The sequence below is a fragment of the Achromobacter sp. Marseille-Q4954 genome, assembly GCF_943737025.1.
GTDB classification, from domain to species: Bacteria; Pseudomonadota; Gammaproteobacteria; order Burkholderiales; family Burkholderiaceae_B; genus Achromobacter; species Achromobacter bronchisepticus_A.
Genome location: NZ_CALSFQ010000002.1, coordinates 182,603 through 197,734, shown reverse-complemented (window position 1 = coordinate 197,734; position 15,132 = coordinate 182,603). Strand labels below are relative to the sequence as shown.

The window sequence follows — 15,132 nt, the reverse complement described above, 5'->3', positions numbered from 1 at the left end:
AGGCCGCGCAGCCGCGCGGCCTGTCTCTCCGTCCGCCTCAGAGCGGCACAGGCCGGTTCCTCAGCACGTTCTTCATCACCAACGTCGACCTCAACCGCAGCACGCTGGGCAACGCCGACAGCACGCGGTCATAGAGCGCCTGGAACGCCGGCAAGTCCTGGGTGACGACGTGCAGCATGTAGTCCGGGTCGCCGAACAGCCGCTGCGCCTGCACCACCTCGGGAATATCGGCCAGGGCGGCCTCGAACGCCGACACCCGGTCGCTGCTGCCTTCGCGCATGGTGACGAAGACGATGGCCGAAAAATTCAGCCCGACCGCGGCCAGATTGATGTTCGCGCCATAGCCGCTGACGACGCCCGCCTCTTCCAGCGCCCGCAGCCGCCGATGACACGGAGACAGGCTCAAGCCGACCCGTTCCGCCAGGTCCGTGATGGAAATGCGGCCGTCTTCCTGTAGCTGCGCAAGAATTTTTCTATCTAGGTCATCCATGAGGAAGATTCTACCCAGAACTTCAATTCTTGCGGTAAATGGAAGAAGCACTTCCCCCTGCTTCGCCGATAACATTCCCCGCCTGAGATTCATTTGGGGTATGCAGTTGGAAACCGGCAATCTGGTGGCGTTTTGGCTTGTTTCGCTTTCTTTGGTTGTCGTCCCGGGCGCGGATTGGGCCTATGCCATATCCGCCGGCTTGCGGGACAAGGCCGTCCTTCCCGCCGTGGCGGGGATGTTGACCGGCTATCTGATGATCACCATGGTGGTCGCGGCGGGCATAGGCGCCCTGGTGGCGAGCGAACCCGCCATCCTCACCGTCCTGACCCTGGTCGGCGCGGCGTATTTGCTTTGGCTGGGGGCCAACGTGCTGGCGCATCCCGCCGAGCCCAAGGCGGGCGATGTGCAGGCCGCGGGGCATTGGCTGGGCTGGGCCGCAAGAGGTTTCGCCGTCAGCGGCGTGAATCCCAAGGCCATCCTGCTGTTCCTGGCCCTGCTGCCGCAATTCACCAGCCGCGACGGCGCCTGGCCGATATCCACGCAGATCACGGCGTTGGGGATCCTGCAGATCCTCAATTGCGCCGTCATCTATACCCTGGTGGGCCTGGGGTCGAAGGCGGTACTGCAATCGCGCCCGGTCGCCGCGCGCAGGGTCAGCCAGTTTTCGGGCCTGGCCATGATCGTCATTGCGCTGATCCTGTTCGGCGAACAGGTCGCGGTATTGATGGCCTGACCCAAGCGAGGCGGGCCTTAATCTCCGGGATGCCTGCCGCCCGCGCTTTCCAGGTAGCTGTCCACCGCGCTCCCCACCGTGGGATGGAAACGGTCGTCGCCGAACACCTCCGTCAGTTCGAAGCGCTTGAGCTTGTCCCGCACGGGATCCTTCATTTCCGCAAAATGCAGCGCCGCGCCTTGCTGGGCCAGGCTGCGGCTTAGTTCACGCAGCATGTCCGCCGACGTGACATCTACGCTGGTGACCGGCTCTGCAGCCACCACCACCCAGCGCGCCGGCGTGGGCGAGGCCTCCACGGCTTCCATCAGGCGCTGCTGGAAAAGTTCGGCATTGGCGAAGAATAGCGGCGCATCCCAGCGAAACAGCACCAGGCCGTCGATCAGCGCGGCATTGGGATAGCGCTTCATGTCATGGTAGCCGCGCAGATTGGGCACGCGGCCGAGCACCGCGAAGTGCGGCCGCCAGCCGTCCCACAGGAATTCGATCACGGCGATGACCACCGCCAGGCAGATGCCCGGAATGGCGCCGAACACGGCCACGCCCGCAAAGCACGCCATCGACAGCCAGAATTCCCATTGCTGGATGCGGTAAATGCGGCGCAGGTCCTTGAATTCAAAGAGGCCGATGGCCGCCGCGATCACCACGGCCGCCAGCGCGCTGTTCGGCAGATAGCGCAGCAGATTGGGCGCCGCGACCAGCAGTACCGCGACTGCTATCGCCCCCACCACGCCTGTCAGCTGCGTGCGCGAACCCGCCGCCTCGGCCACCGGCGTGCGCGAAGCGCTGCTGCTGATCGGAAAGCCCTGGAAGAAGCCCGCCGCCAGGTTGGCCACGCCCAGGCCCACCATTTCCTGGTTCGGATCGACCCGGGTGTTGGTGCGCGCGGCATAGGTGCGCGACAGCACGCTGGTGTCCGCGAAGGCGATCAGCGCCACCGCGCAACCGCCCAGCGCGATCTTGACCAGGTCCGCATGGCTGAGCCAGGGCAAGACGAACTTGGGCAGACCTTGCGGGATTTCGCCCAGCACCTTCACGCCTTGCGAGTCCAGGTGGAACAGGCTGACGGCCAGCGTCGCCAGGATCACGGCGATCAGGATGCCCGGCACGCGATCGTAGCGCTTGAGCAGCAGGATCAGCGCCAGGGTCGCCCCTCCCACGGCGAAGGTAAACCAGTTGGCCTCGCCCATGAATACCGCCCGCCCCAGCCGCCACAATTCGGTCAAGGGGCCGGCATCGTCTATCGATACCGCGAACAGTTTGGGCAACTGGCTGACCAGCACCGTCAGCGCGATGCCGTTCATGTAGCCGTAGCGGATCGGCTTGGATAGCAGTTCGGTGATGAAGCCCAGCCGCAGCAGGCCCATCACGATGCAGAACACCCCGGCGACCAGGGCCATCAGGCTGGCCGCGGCCACCGCACGCATGGGGTCGCCTTCGGAAACGCTGAGCACCACCGCCAGGATGGGCGCGGCCAGGGCGGAGTCCGGACCCAGCACCAGGATACGGCTGGGGCCGAACAGTGCATAGGCCAATAGTGGAATGATGGTGGCATAAAGGCCGTAGACGCCTGGGACGCCGGACGCTTCGGCATAGGCGATGCCGACCGGCACCAGCATGGCCGTCAGCACCAGGCCGGCGGCCAGGTCCTTGGGCAGCCAGGCGGCCTGGTATGACCTGAGCACCGCCAGCCCGGGCAGCCAGCGCAGCCAGCCGGCGGCGGACACATCCTTGGAGGCGGGAGTATGGGATGCCATGGGACCTTCGCAATGTGAGCAGGCGCCGGCAGCGCGTATCAGGCTGCAAATCCGGTGGCGCCGATTCCATAGTCTGACGCATTATTCATGCTTGCGGCTATGCATGACGGCGCGAGGCACGGCGTCCTCTCTTTATACAGACACTGGCGACAACCCACATGACACAGATGCGGAATCCCGAGGACATTCCAGGCGCGTTCCAGGCGGCCTGGAACGACCACGACATGCAAGCGCTGGGCGCGCTGTTCCATGAGGACGCGACATTTGTGAACCGGTTCGGCCACTATGTGCGCGGCGTCGAGGAAATCGTCAAGATGCATGCCCCCATCCACTCCACCATCTATAGCGATTCCACGCTGGCGAACGAACTCGTCGACGTGACGCCGGTAGGCGGCGATGCGGCGATCGTGCACTTCTGGAGCCGCCTCTCGGCCGGCGCTGCCCATCCGGCGGGCGTGCATGCCGTCGACACGATGATTCTTGCCGTGCTGACGCGGCAGGCCGGCGCCTGGCGCATCCAGGCGCTGGAGAACGTCACGCTGGTGAATCCCCGCACGGGAGCGGCAGTGCTGCGGGACGATGGATAAGCCCCGTCTACCTCTGCTTACAAAGAACGCTGGGGCGTGTATTGCAAGATGGCACCGGCGCAACAAATAGCGGTAATCTGGCGAACCTTATCGGCAGTCCGTACTGGAAGATCCCATGTCCTATCTGCTTTTCATCGTCGAACCGGTGGGCCAGCGCGCCCAGCGCACGCCCGAAGAGGGCCGCGAAGCCTATGCGCAAATGCTGCGCTATGCGGAAGACCTGAGTTCGCGCGGCCTGTTGGCGCGCGCGGAATCCTTGAAGTCCGAGTCGGAAGCCGTGCGCCTGCGCATCCGCGACGGCGAACGTTCCCTGGTGGATGGCCCCTATGCCGAGGCCAAGGAAATGATAGGCGGCTTCTTCCTGCTGAACTGCGATAGCCGGGAAGAAGCGCTGGCGCTGGCGGCCGAGTGCCCGGCCGCGCAATGGGCCACGGTGGAGGTCCGCGAACTGGGCCCGTGCTTCATGTAGGCACAGGGCCCATGCTGGACCGGCGGCTGGCGCGCGCCAGCCGCACGATTCAACAGTTCCCTTTCTTGGCCTGGCCCGGCGGACAGAAACCGCCACGGCCGCCGCCGTCGTGGGGATCGACGATGACCGTGCCGCTCGGGGTATAGACGGCACAGCCCGTCAGCAAGGAAGCCAGCAAGGCAAGACTGCACAGGATCTTCATATCGGTGTTCAAAGTTGTGGACGCTGCGAGTGTATGGAGGCGCGCTGCAACCAGGGCTGTACCTTTGTAACCGTGTGCGGACCCATTTCCTGGTACTTACCCTAGGTTCATCATTTTTCTGTCGATTTCGCGTCTTGCCGTTCGTCGTGCCAGTACAAGCCCCCCTTCGGGCCTTGTTTACCGAATCCAGGAGTCACAGGAATGCGATACATGATCATCGTCCGCGCCACGGCGGACAGTGAAGCCGGCGTGATGCCGCAGGAAAGCCTGCTGGGCGCCATGGCGTCCTATCACGAGGCGCTGGCCAAGGCTGGCGTGCTGTTGGACGCCAATGGCTTGCACCCCTCCTCCAAGGGCTGGCGAGTGCAGTACGACAAGGATCAGCGCACGGTGGTCGACGGCCCGTTCGCCGAGACCAAGGAGCTGATCGCCGGCTACACCATGATCCAGGTGCGCTCGCGCGAGGAAGCCATGCAATGGGCGCTGCGCTTTCCCCAGCCTTTCCCCGGCCAGTCTTGCGCCGTCGAAGTGCGCCAGGTCTTCGAGCTGGACGACTTCGGCCCCAGCGAGGGCGTCGAACGCTTCCGGCAGATACCCGGCAACGGCCAATGAGCGCGATCGCTCCTCCTACCATCAACGGACCTGATTCATGCTGAAAACCTTGTTGCTCATCGTCCTGGCCGCCATCGCGCTGGTGCTGGCCTACGCGGCCACGCGCCCGGACACCTTCCGCGTCGAACGCAGCGCGCGCATCCAGGCGCCGCCGGCGCGCGTGTTCCCGCTGATCAATGACCTGCACGCGTTCAACACCTGGAACCCCTACGAAAAGAAAGATCCGGCGATCAAGGGCACCTATGGCGCCGTGACGGCGGGCCCGGGCGCAACCTACGCCTGGGAAAGCAAGGAAGTGGGCGTGGGTGAAATGCAGATCGAAACGGCCGTGCCGGATTCGTCCGTGGCCTTGCGGCTGACCTTCGTGAAGCCCTTCTCCGCCGTCAACCAGGTCAACTTCACCCTGACGCCGGCCGGCGACGGCACACAAGTCACCTGGGCCATGGAAGGCCGGCTGAACTACGTCGCCAAACTGATGCATCTCTTTTTCAACATGGACAGCATGGGCGGGAAGGACTTCGAAGACGGGCTGGCCAACCTCAAGACCCTGGCAGAAAGGCGCCAGGACTCACACTAAAAAGGAAGCGGGAACATCATGCACAACCAGATCTTCGTCAATCTCCCCATCAACGACATGCAGAAATCGCAGGCTTTCTTCAAGAGCCTGGGCTTCAGCTTCAATCCGCAGTTCACCAACGACCAGGGCGCCTGCATGGTCGTGAGCGACAGCATCTACGTCATGCTGCTGGTGAAGGACTTTTTCCAGACCTTCACCGGCAAGCCGGTGGCCGACGCCACCAAGACCACCGAGGTGCTGATCGCGCTGTCCTGCGACAGCCGCGCCGAAGTTGACGAACAGGTGAAGCGCGCGCTCGCCGCCGGCGGCACCGCTCCGCGCCAGCCGCAGGATCACGGCTTCATGTACGCCCATGGTTTCGAGGACCTGGACGGCCATGTGTGGGAGCTGATTTACATGGTCCCCGGCGAAGTGCCCAACGCATGACGCGGGAGGCCGTGCATCGCGCCATCGAGGCGGTCTGGCGGATCGAGTCCGCCAGCGTCATCGCCGGCGTCGCGCGCCTGGTGCGCGACGTCGGACTGGCTGAAGAGCTGGCGCAGGATGCCTTGGTCGCCGCCCTGGAACGCTGGCCCGAAACCGGCGTGCCGGACAACCCGGGAGCGTGGCTGATGACTACCGCCAAGAATCGCGCGCGCGACCGCCTGCGGCTGGACGCGCTGCATACGCGCAAGCACGAGCAGATCGGGCACGAGCTGGAGGCCCTGCAGGCCGACGTCGAACCTGATTTCGTCGACGCGCTGGACGCCGCGCGCCAGGACGACATCGGCGACGACCTGCTGCGGCTGGTGTTCACCGCCTGCCATCCGCTGCTGTCCACCGAGGCGCGCGTGGCGCTCACCCTGCGCCTCTTGGGCGGGCTGACCACGGCCGAGATCGCGCGCGCCTTCCTGGCATCCGAATCCACCATCGCGCAGCGCATCGTGCGCGCCAAACGCAGCCTGTCCGCGGCCAACGTGCCGTTTGAAGTCCCGCGGGCAGAGGAGCGCGCGCCGCGCCTGGCGTCGGTGCTGGAAGTCATCTACCTGATATTCAACGAGGGCTATTCGGCCACTTCGGGCGATGACTGGATGCGCCCGGCGCTGTGCGACGAAGCGCTGCGCCTGGGCCGCATCCTGACCCAGCTGGCGCCGGGCGAAAGCGAAGTCCATGGACTGGCGGCGCTGATGGAATTGCAGGCCTCTCGCCTGCATGCCCGCACCGACGCGCAAGGCCGCCCCGTCCTGCTGATGGAGCAGGACCGCGGCCGCTGGGATCCCTTGCTGATCCGCCGCGGGCTGGCGGCGTTGGCGCTGTCGGACAGCCTGGGCGCGCCGCGCGGCCCTTACGCCTTGCAGGCCGAGCTGGCCGCCTGCCATGCCCGCGCGCGTACGCCCGAGGACACCGACTGGCCGCGCATCGTGGCCTTGTACGACGCGCTGGCGCAAGCCATGCCCTCGCCGGTGGTGGAGCTGAACCGCGCAGTGGCCGTGGGCATGGCGTTCGGCCCCCAGGCCGGGCTGGACCTGGCCGACCATTTGGCCGAGGAGCCCGCCCTGGCCAATTACCATTGGCTGCCCAGCGTGCGCGCGGACCTGCTGGCCAAGCTGGGGCGCCGCGCCGAAGCGCGCGCCGAGTTCGAACGCGCGGCCGGCATGACGCGCAATGCGCGCGAGCGGGAACTGCTGCTGGCGCGGGCGCGCGACATGTCCGACTCCTAGGCGCGCCGGTCCGGGCGCCGCGGACCCGGCCGGCATGCTTAAATCCCTCCATGCGCCCCGCCGATCATGTCCCGTCCGACCTGGCCGCGCCCGTCATGCCGGGCGTGCCGCAGGCGTTCGAGCATCCCGGCGACCGCGCCGAGTTCCGGCAGGCGGCGCACCTGCCCGGCGTGGAGCTGTATCGCGCGCACATCATCCGCTACGCCTTCGAACCTCACACCCATGAAGCCTACGGGCTGGGCGCGATCGAGTCCGGCGTCGAGCGCTTCCGTTACCGCGGCGCGGAGCATCTGGCGCCCTCGGGCTCGGTGGTGCTGATGAACCCCGATGAATTGCACACCGGCCGCGCCGAAACCGAGGGTGGCTGGCGCTACCGCATGGTCTACCTGGACCCCGACGTGGTGGCCCGCGTCACCGGCGAAAGCGGCTGGTGGTTCGATACGGCCGTCGGCCATGACGCGGCCGGCGCGCAGCGCGTCACCGCGCTGCTGGACACCTTGTGGCAGGCGCGCGAACCGCTGGCTTTCGATAGCGCCTTGTACGCGCTGCTGGCCGAATTCCGCCGCCACGCGCGCGTGCCGCGGGCGGCCCGTGACGAAGGCGCGCCGCGCTTCGCGCCCGTCATCGACTACCTGCGCGCCAATCTGGCCCACCGCCTGACGCTGGATGAACTCGCGGCCGTGGCCGGGCTCAGCCCTTTTCATTTTCTGCGCAGCTTCCAGGCGCAGTACCACGCCACGCCGCAGCAGATGCTGATGGCGCTGCGGCTGTTCGAGGCCAAGCGCCGGCTGGCCGCCGGCGAATCGCCGGCCCAGGTGGCGCTGGCCTCGGGGTTGACCGATCAGGCCCACCTGACCCGCGCCTTCTCGCGCCGCTACGGCGTCACACCCGCCCGTTATCAGAAGCAAGTCCGCGCCTGAACTCCGCACCGCAATCTGGTACAAGACGCGCCGCCCGCCCGCTGGCTAGACTGCCGCCATTCGTGACCTGGAGCGACGTCGTATGTGGGCTGGAACCCTTTATGCCCTGGCCGCCGGCCTGATGTGGGGGCTGGTGTTCGTTGGGCCCCTGTTGCTGCCGGAATACCCTGCCGCGCTGCAATCCGTGGCGCGCTACCTGGCGTTCGGCCTGATCGCCCTGCCGCTGGCCTGGCTGGACCGCCGCGGCCTGCGCCAGTTGCAGCGCGCCGACTGGATCGAGGCGCTGAAGCTCGCCGCCATCGGCAACCTGCTCTACTACCTGTGCCTGGCCAGCGCCATCCAGCGCGCGGGCGGCCCCTTGCCCACCATGATCATCGGTACGCTGCCGGTGGTCATCGCCATCAGCGCCAACCTGCGCAACGCGCGCCGCGACGGCCGGCTGCCCTGGAAGCGGCTGGCGCCCGCGCTGGCCTTGATCGCGCTGGGCATTGCCTGCGTCAATCAGGTCGAATTGCAGGCCTTGCGCCAGGATGCCGACGCCGACATGTCGCGCTACGCCATCGGCGCGCTGCTGGCGCTGGGCGCGGTGGCCTGCTGGACCTGGTATCCGCTGCGCAACGCGGACTGGCTGCGCGCTCATCCCGACCGCAGCCCGCGCACCTGGGCCACCGCCCAGGGCGTGGCGACGTTGCCGCTGGCGCTGGCGGGCTATGCGGTCCTATGGGCAGGCATGGCGGTGTCCGGCAGCGCCTTTCCGATGCCAACCGGCCCCAGGCCCGAGGTCTTCCTGGCCTTGATGGCCATCATCGGCCTGTTCGCGTCCTGGCTGGGCACCTTGTGCTGGAACGAAGCCAGCCAGCGCCTGCCCACCGCGCTGGCGGGGCAATTGATCGTGTTCGAAACGCTGGCGGCGCTGGCCTATGCCTACATCCTGCGCGGGCAGATGCCCCAGCCGCTGACGCTGATCGGCATCGCCTGCCTGATGGTGGGCGTGCTGCGCGCCGTGCGGGTCAAGCCGGAGCCCGTGCCTGCGGCGGCATAGGCGCGCGCACCCTAGTCCAACAGCAATTCCGGCAAGCGCCGCAGATCGTCGATGACGTCCGATGCGCCTTCGTCCAGCAAGCGCTGGCGCTGGTCCGGCCCGTTATGCGTAGCGCCCACGTAGCCGATGGCGCGCATGCGCGCGGCGCGGGCGGCGCGCACGCCGGGGACGCTGTCCTCCACCACCACGCAATCCAGGATTGCGGCGCGCATCTGCCGGGCGGCAAAGAGAAAGACGTCCGGCGCCGGCTTGCCGTGCGCGACCTGCGCGGTGCTGAATATATTGGGCGTGAACTCGTCCCAAAGACCCACCAGCTTCAGGGCCGCCTCCAGCTTGGGCGGCGTGCTGCTGGAGGCCACGCAGACCTGCAGGCTGCGCTCGCGCAGCATGCGAACCGTCTGCAGCGCGCCGGGCAGCGCGCGCAATTCCTGGCGGAAGATGGCTTCCAGCCCGTCCGCGTATTCGCGCGCAAAGCCTTCGGGCAAGCTGCGGGCGTTTTCCTGTTGCAGGGTCCGCCACATGTCCGCGTCGGGAATGCCGGCGAAGCGGCGCGCGGCGTCCTCGGGCGTGATGGCGATGCCATGCTCGGCCAGCGCCCGCGATTGGGCGCGCGCCGCGATGATCTCGCTATCGATCAGGACGCCGTCGCAGTCGAAGATGACCAGGCTGGGGGCAGGCGTATGCATGGTGGCTCCATTTCAGGACAAGTTCCCATGATATGCCTGGCTCGTGACACCACCGCGCGATCCGCGCCGCCTACATCCCCGGACCTTTGAGGCGCCGCAAGCGCCACGCCAGAAACACCCCGCCCAATCCGGCGGCCGCGACGATAAGCGACGCCACCGACCAGCCGTAGCGGTCGATCGCGCCGCCCACCGCCACCGGGCCGATCACCTGCCCCAGGCCGCTGCCCTGCATCACCAGCCCCACCGAAGCCGGCGTCAGCGCCGGCCGCGGCGCCAGCAACGGCGCCGTGCCCAGCAGCGTGGCCGGTATCAGTCCGCCCACGGCCGAGAACAGCACGCACAGCAGGAAGGTGGGCATGGCCGGCAGCACCGAGCGGAAGATCAGCAGCGCCACCGCGCCCATGACCAGGCTGGCGCAGGCGATCAGGGTGGAACGCCGCCAACCGCGCGCCAGCAGCACGCCCGCGCCCAGGTTGCCGACCACGTTGGCGGCGCTGGCGATGGCGCTGTACAGGCCGGCGGTCGCCAGCGGCAGGCCCAGCTGTTCGGTCAGCAGCACGGGCAAGAACGTGAACAGCGCGAAGAACATCAGGCTGTAAAGCGTGAACGACAGCGCCAGCAGGCGCGGACCGGGCGCGCCCATGGTATCGGCCGTGTCCTGCCGCAAGCCCCGCCACGACAGGCTGGCGCCGCCCGGCGTGGCCGGCGCCAGCGCCGCCACGCACACCATGGCCACCAGCACCGCCGCGCCCGCGCACCACCAATAGGCCTGCCAGCCGCTGAAGGCCTGCGAGGCCAGCATCGCAATCGCCATCCCGGCCGGCATGTAACAGCTCCACAGCGCGAAGGCGAAGTCGCGGGTGGCGGCCGACACCATGCGTTGCAGGGCCGCGGGTCCGGCCACGGTAATCATCAGAAAGCCCAGCCCCTCCACCACCCGCGAGACCAGCAGGACGCTGTAGGCGGTCGCCATGGCGCCCATCACGGAGCCTACCGCCGTCGCCGCCAGGCCCGCCAGCAGCATGCGCCGCGCGCCGTAGCGGTTGATGACCCCGCCCGCGGCAATGCCGCCGACCAGGCCCAGGATCGAGAACACCGCGGCCAGCGCCCCGATGGAGGCCAGATCCAGCCCCATGTCCTTGCGCAGCAAGGGCGCGGCGATGATGACCTTGCCCACTTGCAGCGCCGCAACCACCCCAGCCCCCACGATGGCCAGCACCGCCGACCAGCGCGTTCCTTCCTTGCCCATCCTTGTCTCCCTTGTTCTACGACCCAGCCAGGATGCCAGCGCAAACCGATCCTGGTAAGTGATAATCTTTTGATGGAATTGATCGATTGGATAGATCAGCCGGCAGAATGATAGACGCCCTGACCCTGGACCAGTTGCGCGTATTCGCCGCCGTGGCCGACGCCGGCAGTTTCCGCGCGGCCGCGCGCCGCCTGGCGCGCGTGCAATCGGCCGTCAGCCACGCCATCGCCAACATGGAAGCGCAGCTGGGCGTGACCCTGTTCGACCGTAGCGGCCACCGGCCCGTGATGACGCCGCAAGGCGCAGCCCTGCTGGTCAACGCCCGCGACATCCTGCTGCGCGTGGACGCCATGCGCGCCCGCGCCCAGGGCCTGGGCGAAGGCGTGGAGCTGGAGCTGTCGCTGGCGGTGGACACGCTGTTTCCGATCGCTGACGTAGGCGCCGCCCTGAACGCCCTGCGCGCGGCCTACCCGTCCGTCGCCGTCCGCGTTTCCGTGCTGCCCCTGGGCGGCCCGGTGGAAGCCCTGCTGACGCGCAGCCATACGCTGGCCATCGTCGCGGGCGACCATTTCCGCCATCCGCGCGTCGTGATGCAGGCGCTGTCGTCCGTGCAGATGGTGGCGGTGGTCGGCGCCGGGCATGCGCTGGCGCAGCGCGTCGCCGCCGACATGCCGCTGGGCCCGGCCGAACTCGCCGACCATGTGCAGATCGTGCAGATGGACCCTTCCTCCCTGACCCAGGGCCGGGACTTCGCGGTGCTGTCGCCGCAGACTTGCCGCGTCAGCGGCCAGGACACCAAGCATGCGCTGATCCTGGCGGGCGTGGGCTGGGGCCGGCTGCCCCACTGGCAGGTGGAGCGCGACCTGGCCGAAGGCCGGTTGCTGCGCCTGCCGACCGACAGCCTGGGGCGCGGCAGCCAGGTGGTCAGCGAAACCTATCTGGCGCACCGCATCGACCAGCCGCTGGGACCGGCCGCCCGCGTGCTGGCGGGCGCCTTGCGCGCCGCCGTCCATCAGGGCTTGGAGGACGCGGGCACGCGCGCGTAGCTGACGCCCATGCCGGCGCGCACGTCGTTCTGGATGCCGTAGGGCGGAATCGGGTAGCGCAGGCCATTCGCCGACAGCGCCTTCATGCCCTCGATGGCGATGGGCAGGTAGCGCGGCGGCAAGGCCATCAGCATTTCCTCGTCGGGCACGCCGCCGTAGCGGCGCTCGGCGTAACAGGGCAAGGACAGGCTGGGCTCGCCGGTGGCGAGCGCGCGACCCCAGGAGTCGGCACAGGCCGTTTCGCCCACCACGCTCCAGTCGAAGCGCCGGTAGTTCTTCCATTGCAGGCCATTGATGAGGATGATCATCTGGCCCGGCGTGGCGTAGATCAGGCAGATGTCCGGCGGGTCCAGCCGGCCCGCCGCCAGCGGCGACGCCACCAGCCCGCGGTACTTTCCCGCCGGCACACAGGACAGCGCCTCCTGGCGCGCCTGGGCGTCTTCCTGCGTGGCGTGCCAGACGCCCACGTACTCCTCGCCGCGCTTCCAGGCCTCGTCCTGCGGCCCCAGGCCGACCACGGCGCGGCATTGCGCGCCGACCAGGTCGTCACCTGTGATCCCCACCGTCCAGCCCAGCCTGGCGGCCATGCCCACGATCTGGTCGGTGGTGTGCGTGGCTTGCGGGCGCCGCAGGCCCTTGACCGCGGCCATCTCGTCTTCAAGCTCGTAGAGCTTCATGCCGATGACCGTGGTCTTCAGGCGCAGCAATTTGTTCAGGTCATCGACCAGCGATGCCCAGTTCAGTGTCGTCTCTTCCATGCCCGTCCCTTGGACTGTTGTGCGCGGACTTTGCCGCATTGCCGCAGATTGATCGCGGTCAGCGATGACTATAACGAATCGCCCGCCGGGCCCCTGATTGATCTATCGTGGATGGCGGCAAACCCGCCCGCCGCAAACGCGCAGGACACACCCCGGCTTCCAAGGAGCCCGACATGAACCGTTTCGAACAGAAGACCGTCCTGATCACCGGCGGCACCAGCGGCATCGGCCTGGCCGCCGCCCAGGCCTTCGCCGCCGAAGGCGCCCGTGTTGTCGTCACCGGCCGCGACGCCGCGGTGCTCAAGCAGGTGCGCGCCAGCCTGGGCTCGCACGCGCTGGCGCTGCGCAACGACGCCGGCGCCCCCGGCGCGCCCGCTGCGCTGGCGGCTGAACTGCGCCAGGCCGGCATCCGCCTGGACGCCGTCTTCATCAACGCCGGCGTGGCCCGCTTCGCGCCGCTGGCCGAAGCCACCGAAGCGCTCTGGGACCAGACCTTCTCGACCAACGTCAAGGGCGCCTTCTTCCAGTTGCAGGCGCTGGATCCGCTGCTCAACCCGGGCGCGTCCATCGTGCTCAACGGCTCGATCAACGCCCGCATCGGCATGCCCGCCTCGTCGATCTATGCCGCCAGCAAGGCCGCGCTGATTTCGCTGGCCAAGACCTTGTCGGCCGAGCTGCTGCCGCGCGGCATACGCGTCAACGTCATCAGCCCCGGGCCGGTCGCCACGCCGATCTACGACAAGCTGGGTCTGGATGCGGCGGCGCTGGAGAAGACCGCCGCCAGCATCCGCGCCCAGGTGCCGCTGGGACGCTTCGGCACGCCGCAGGAAATCGCCTCCACGGTGCTGCACCTGGCCTCGCCCGAGTCCGCCTTCATCGTGGGCACGGAGATCATCGCGGACGGGGGCATGAGCCAGCTGTAGTCGCTGGCCGGCCGGGCTTGGCGCAAGCGCACCTGCCGATACCCGCGGCTAGGTGCCGATGGAACGCAGCGCGCGCTTGCAAATCCGCTGCGTCGCCTCGGCCGGCCTGCCCTTGGACCAGCGCGCGCAGACCTCCCGCACCCAGTCCGGCTGGTCCTTGCTGGCGTCGTTCAGCCAGTTCGCCACCGAGTCCTGCACATAGACGGCCGGATCGGCCCGCAGCGGCTCCAGCAGCGGCAACGCGCGGCCGGGATCGGCCTTCAAGGCCGCGATATGCGCGCACCAGACCCCACGCGGCCGCAGCGATTCACTGGCGAACCGGCGCACGCGTTCGGACGCATCCGCGGTCCAGGGCCGCAGCAGTTCCACTGCAGCGGCCAGTTCCGCCGCCAGTTGCGGACGCAGCGCCAACCAGGCCCATTCCCTTACGCCGAAATGCGCGTCATCGGCCAGCGGCCGGATCAGCGCCAGCCGCTGCTCCAGGCTCAGGTCCGGCATTGCGCCGACCATGAAGCAGGCCCATCCCCGGATGGTATCCGAGCGGTGATCGCGCAGTTGCTCGAAAGCGTCCGCACCCAGGCCGTCCAGCAGCGTCCGCGCCGCCACGGCCATGCGCTTGGAGATTCCCGTCGCAGCCTGCGCGCGCAGAACGGCGATGGCTTCGGCGCCGACCTGCGGCGCGGCTGCCTGCATCAATTCGGCAAAGTCCACCGCCAGGCATTCGGTCAGGTTGCGCGCCGGCTCGCCCGCGTTCAACTGCGCCAGGCGTTCGGCGCTGATGTCCTTCACGCCCCGGCCCGTCGGCGCAGCAGCTGCTTTCTTGGTCATTGCGTGGTCTCCTGTCCCGCGGCCCGGCCCGCGTCGGTTCCCTGCCAGATCTTGCCCAGCAGCGCGCGCAAGCTGGCCCGGTCCGCTGGGCCCAAGCCCGCGAACAAGGCGCCTATCCAGTCCGTATGCGTCTTGAACAGCTGCGCGGCCTCGGCCCGCCCCTTGGCGCTCAGCTTCACCACGATCTTGCGCCGGTCGTCCTTGCCCGCGCGGCGCGAGACGAAACCATCGCGCTCCAGGCCGTCCAGCAGGCCGGTGACCGTGGCCCGCGTGACACCCGCGCCATCGGCCAGCTCGTGCGGCGACATGCCGTCGGCCTGCTCGTGCAGCAGGAACAGCAGCACGAACTTCCCCTCCGACAACTGGCGCGGCGCCAGCCGGGCAGCGCAATCGCGGTCGATGGCGTTGGCCAGCGACAGCAGCTGAAAGCAAAGGGCTATGCCGTCGGCCGACGCCAGGCCGCGCCTGGCGGCGACGTCGAGCAGCGCGCGGTGCTTGGGTTCAAGCATGTGTTGTGGGTCTTGCATGAGTAATCCAGCCCTGGTGATTCTCGATG

19 protein-coding genes are annotated in these 15,132 nt (G+C 68.1%); 11 read left to right on the top strand and 8 right to left on the bottom strand.

Translation table 11 applies throughout. The features are described 5' to 3' along the window. Nucleotides 1-37: 37 nt before the first annotated feature. Nucleotides 38-490: an Lrp/AsnC family transcriptional regulator gene (locus NGK62_RS18925; RefSeq protein WP_059380123.1), complete on the bottom strand. Its 453-nt coding sequence runs from the start codon at nucleotides 488-490 to the stop codon at nucleotides 38-40. Between the two features lie 100 nt (nucleotides 491-590). Between NGK62_RS18925 and NGK62_RS18920 the strand changes: the two genes are divergently transcribed. Continuing rightward, the gene (locus NGK62_RS18920) at nucleotides 591-1,223 is read left to right on the top strand and encodes a LysE family translocator (RefSeq protein ID WP_251879808.1); all 633 of its coding nucleotides are present in this window, start codon (nucleotides 591-593) and stop codon (nucleotides 1,221-1,223) included. Between the two features lie 17 nt (nucleotides 1,224-1,240). Here NGK62_RS18920 and NGK62_RS18915 read toward each other — a convergent pair whose 3' ends face one another. After that, entirely contained in the window at nucleotides 1,241-2,977 is a 1,737-nt protein-coding gene (locus NGK62_RS18915; RefSeq protein ID WP_251879807.1) for a SulP family inorganic anion transporter, read from the bottom strand. A gap of 158 nt (nucleotides 2,978-3,135) precedes the next feature. On the opposite strand from NGK62_RS18915, the gene NGK62_RS18910 reads away from it, so the two are divergent. Together NGK62_RS18910 and NGK62_RS18905 are read left to right on the top strand one after the other, a co-directional pair. Further along, on the top strand, nucleotides 3,136-3,564 hold the full coding sequence (locus tag NGK62_RS18910) for an SgcJ/EcaC family oxidoreductase (protein WP_118933946.1): 429 nt from the start codon (nucleotides 3,136-3,138) through the stop codon (nucleotides 3,562-3,564). A 115-nt stretch (nucleotides 3,565-3,679) separates the two neighbouring features. Then, on the top strand, nucleotides 3,680-4,033 hold the full coding sequence (locus NGK62_RS18905; RefSeq protein ID WP_059380126.1) for a YciI family protein: 354 nt from the start codon (nucleotides 3,680-3,682) through the stop codon (nucleotides 4,031-4,033). A 49-nt stretch (nucleotides 4,034-4,082) separates the two neighbouring features. Here NGK62_RS18905 and NGK62_RS18900 read toward each other — a convergent pair whose 3' ends face one another. Beyond that, nucleotides 4,083-4,235, bottom strand: a complete 153-nt coding sequence (locus tag NGK62_RS18900) for a hypothetical protein (protein WP_251879804.1) — start codon at nucleotides 4,233-4,235, stop codon at nucleotides 4,083-4,085. Nucleotides 4,236-4,436: 201 nt separating this feature from the next. Between NGK62_RS18900 and NGK62_RS18895 the strand changes: the two genes are divergently transcribed. From NGK62_RS18895 to NGK62_RS18870, 6 genes are all read left to right on the top strand, one after another. Beyond that, the gene (locus tag NGK62_RS18895) at nucleotides 4,437-4,847 is read left to right on the top strand and encodes a YciI family protein (RefSeq protein ID WP_059380127.1); all 411 of its coding nucleotides are present in this window, start codon (nucleotides 4,437-4,439) and stop codon (nucleotides 4,845-4,847) included. A gap of 37 nt (nucleotides 4,848-4,884) precedes the next feature. Next, nucleotides 4,885-5,424 carry an SRPBCC family protein gene (locus tag NGK62_RS18890; protein WP_251879802.1) on the top strand — a complete coding sequence of 180 codons (540 nt, stop codon included), beginning with the start codon at nucleotides 4,885-4,887 and terminating at the stop codon, nucleotides 5,422-5,424. Between the two features lie 18 nt (nucleotides 5,425-5,442). Further along, a complete protein-coding gene (locus NGK62_RS18885) occupies nucleotides 5,443-5,850 on the top strand; it encodes a VOC family protein (RefSeq protein WP_059380129.1) in 408 nt (135 codons plus the stop codon). Continuing rightward, on the top strand, nucleotides 5,847-7,124 hold the full coding sequence (locus NGK62_RS18880) for an RNA polymerase sigma factor (protein ID WP_059380130.1): 1,278 nt from the start codon (nucleotides 5,847-5,849) through the stop codon (nucleotides 7,122-7,124). Before NGK62_RS18885 ends, NGK62_RS18880 begins: the two co-directional genes overlap by 4 nt. A gap of 50 nt (nucleotides 7,125-7,174) precedes the next feature. Beyond that, the gene (locus NGK62_RS18875; RefSeq protein ID WP_251879799.1) at nucleotides 7,175-8,044 is read left to right on the top strand and encodes an AraC family transcriptional regulator; all 870 of its coding nucleotides are present in this window, start codon (nucleotides 7,175-7,177) and stop codon (nucleotides 8,042-8,044) included. 82 nt (nucleotides 8,045-8,126) lie between these two features. Beyond that, on the top strand, nucleotides 8,127-9,086 hold the full coding sequence (locus NGK62_RS18870; protein ID WP_251879797.1) for a DMT family transporter: 960 nt from the start codon (nucleotides 8,127-8,129) through the stop codon (nucleotides 9,084-9,086). A gap of 11 nt (nucleotides 9,087-9,097) precedes the next feature. Here NGK62_RS18870 and NGK62_RS18865 read toward each other — a convergent pair whose 3' ends face one another. Next, nucleotides 9,098-9,772, bottom strand: coding sequence for an HAD family hydrolase (locus NGK62_RS18865; RefSeq protein ID WP_251879796.1), 675 nt, complete (start codon nucleotides 9,770-9,772; stop codon nucleotides 9,098-9,100). Between the two features lie 70 nt (nucleotides 9,773-9,842). After that, the gene (locus tag NGK62_RS18860; protein ID WP_118933948.1) at nucleotides 9,843-11,021 is read right to left on the bottom strand and encodes an MFS transporter; all 1,179 of its coding nucleotides are present in this window, start codon (nucleotides 11,019-11,021) and stop codon (nucleotides 9,843-9,845) included. 107 nt (nucleotides 11,022-11,128) lie between these two features. Here NGK62_RS18860 and NGK62_RS18855 point away from each other — a divergent pair, with 107 nt between their 5' ends. Next, nucleotides 11,129-12,067, top strand: coding sequence for a LysR family transcriptional regulator (locus NGK62_RS18855; protein ID WP_251879794.1), 939 nt, complete (start codon nucleotides 11,129-11,131; stop codon nucleotides 12,065-12,067). Here NGK62_RS18855 and NGK62_RS18850 read toward each other — a convergent pair. Further along, a complete protein-coding gene (locus NGK62_RS18850) occupies nucleotides 12,034-12,825 on the bottom strand; it encodes a DUF169 domain-containing protein (protein ID WP_251879792.1) in 792 nt (263 codons plus the stop codon). The genes NGK62_RS18855 and NGK62_RS18850 overlap by 34 nt on opposite strands. A 173-nt stretch (nucleotides 12,826-12,998) precedes the next feature. Here NGK62_RS18850 and NGK62_RS18845 point away from each other — a divergent pair, with 173 nt between their 5' ends. Further along, a complete protein-coding gene (locus tag NGK62_RS18845) occupies nucleotides 12,999-13,748 on the top strand; it encodes an SDR family oxidoreductase (RefSeq protein WP_054456432.1) in 750 nt (249 codons plus the stop codon). A gap of 48 nt (nucleotides 13,749-13,796) precedes the next feature. On the opposite strand, the gene NGK62_RS18840 is transcribed toward NGK62_RS18845, so the two are convergent. Next, entirely contained in the window at nucleotides 13,797-14,576 is a 780-nt protein-coding gene (locus NGK62_RS18840; RefSeq protein ID WP_251879790.1) for a HEAT repeat domain-containing protein, read from the bottom strand. After that, nucleotides 14,573-15,103 carry a MarR family winged helix-turn-helix transcriptional regulator gene (locus NGK62_RS18835; RefSeq protein ID WP_251879788.1) on the bottom strand — a complete coding sequence of 177 codons (531 nt, stop codon included), beginning with the start codon at nucleotides 15,101-15,103 and terminating at the stop codon, nucleotides 14,573-14,575. The genes NGK62_RS18840 and NGK62_RS18835 overlap by 4 nt, the downstream gene beginning before the upstream one ends. Nucleotides 15,104-15,132 lie beyond the last annotated feature (29 nt).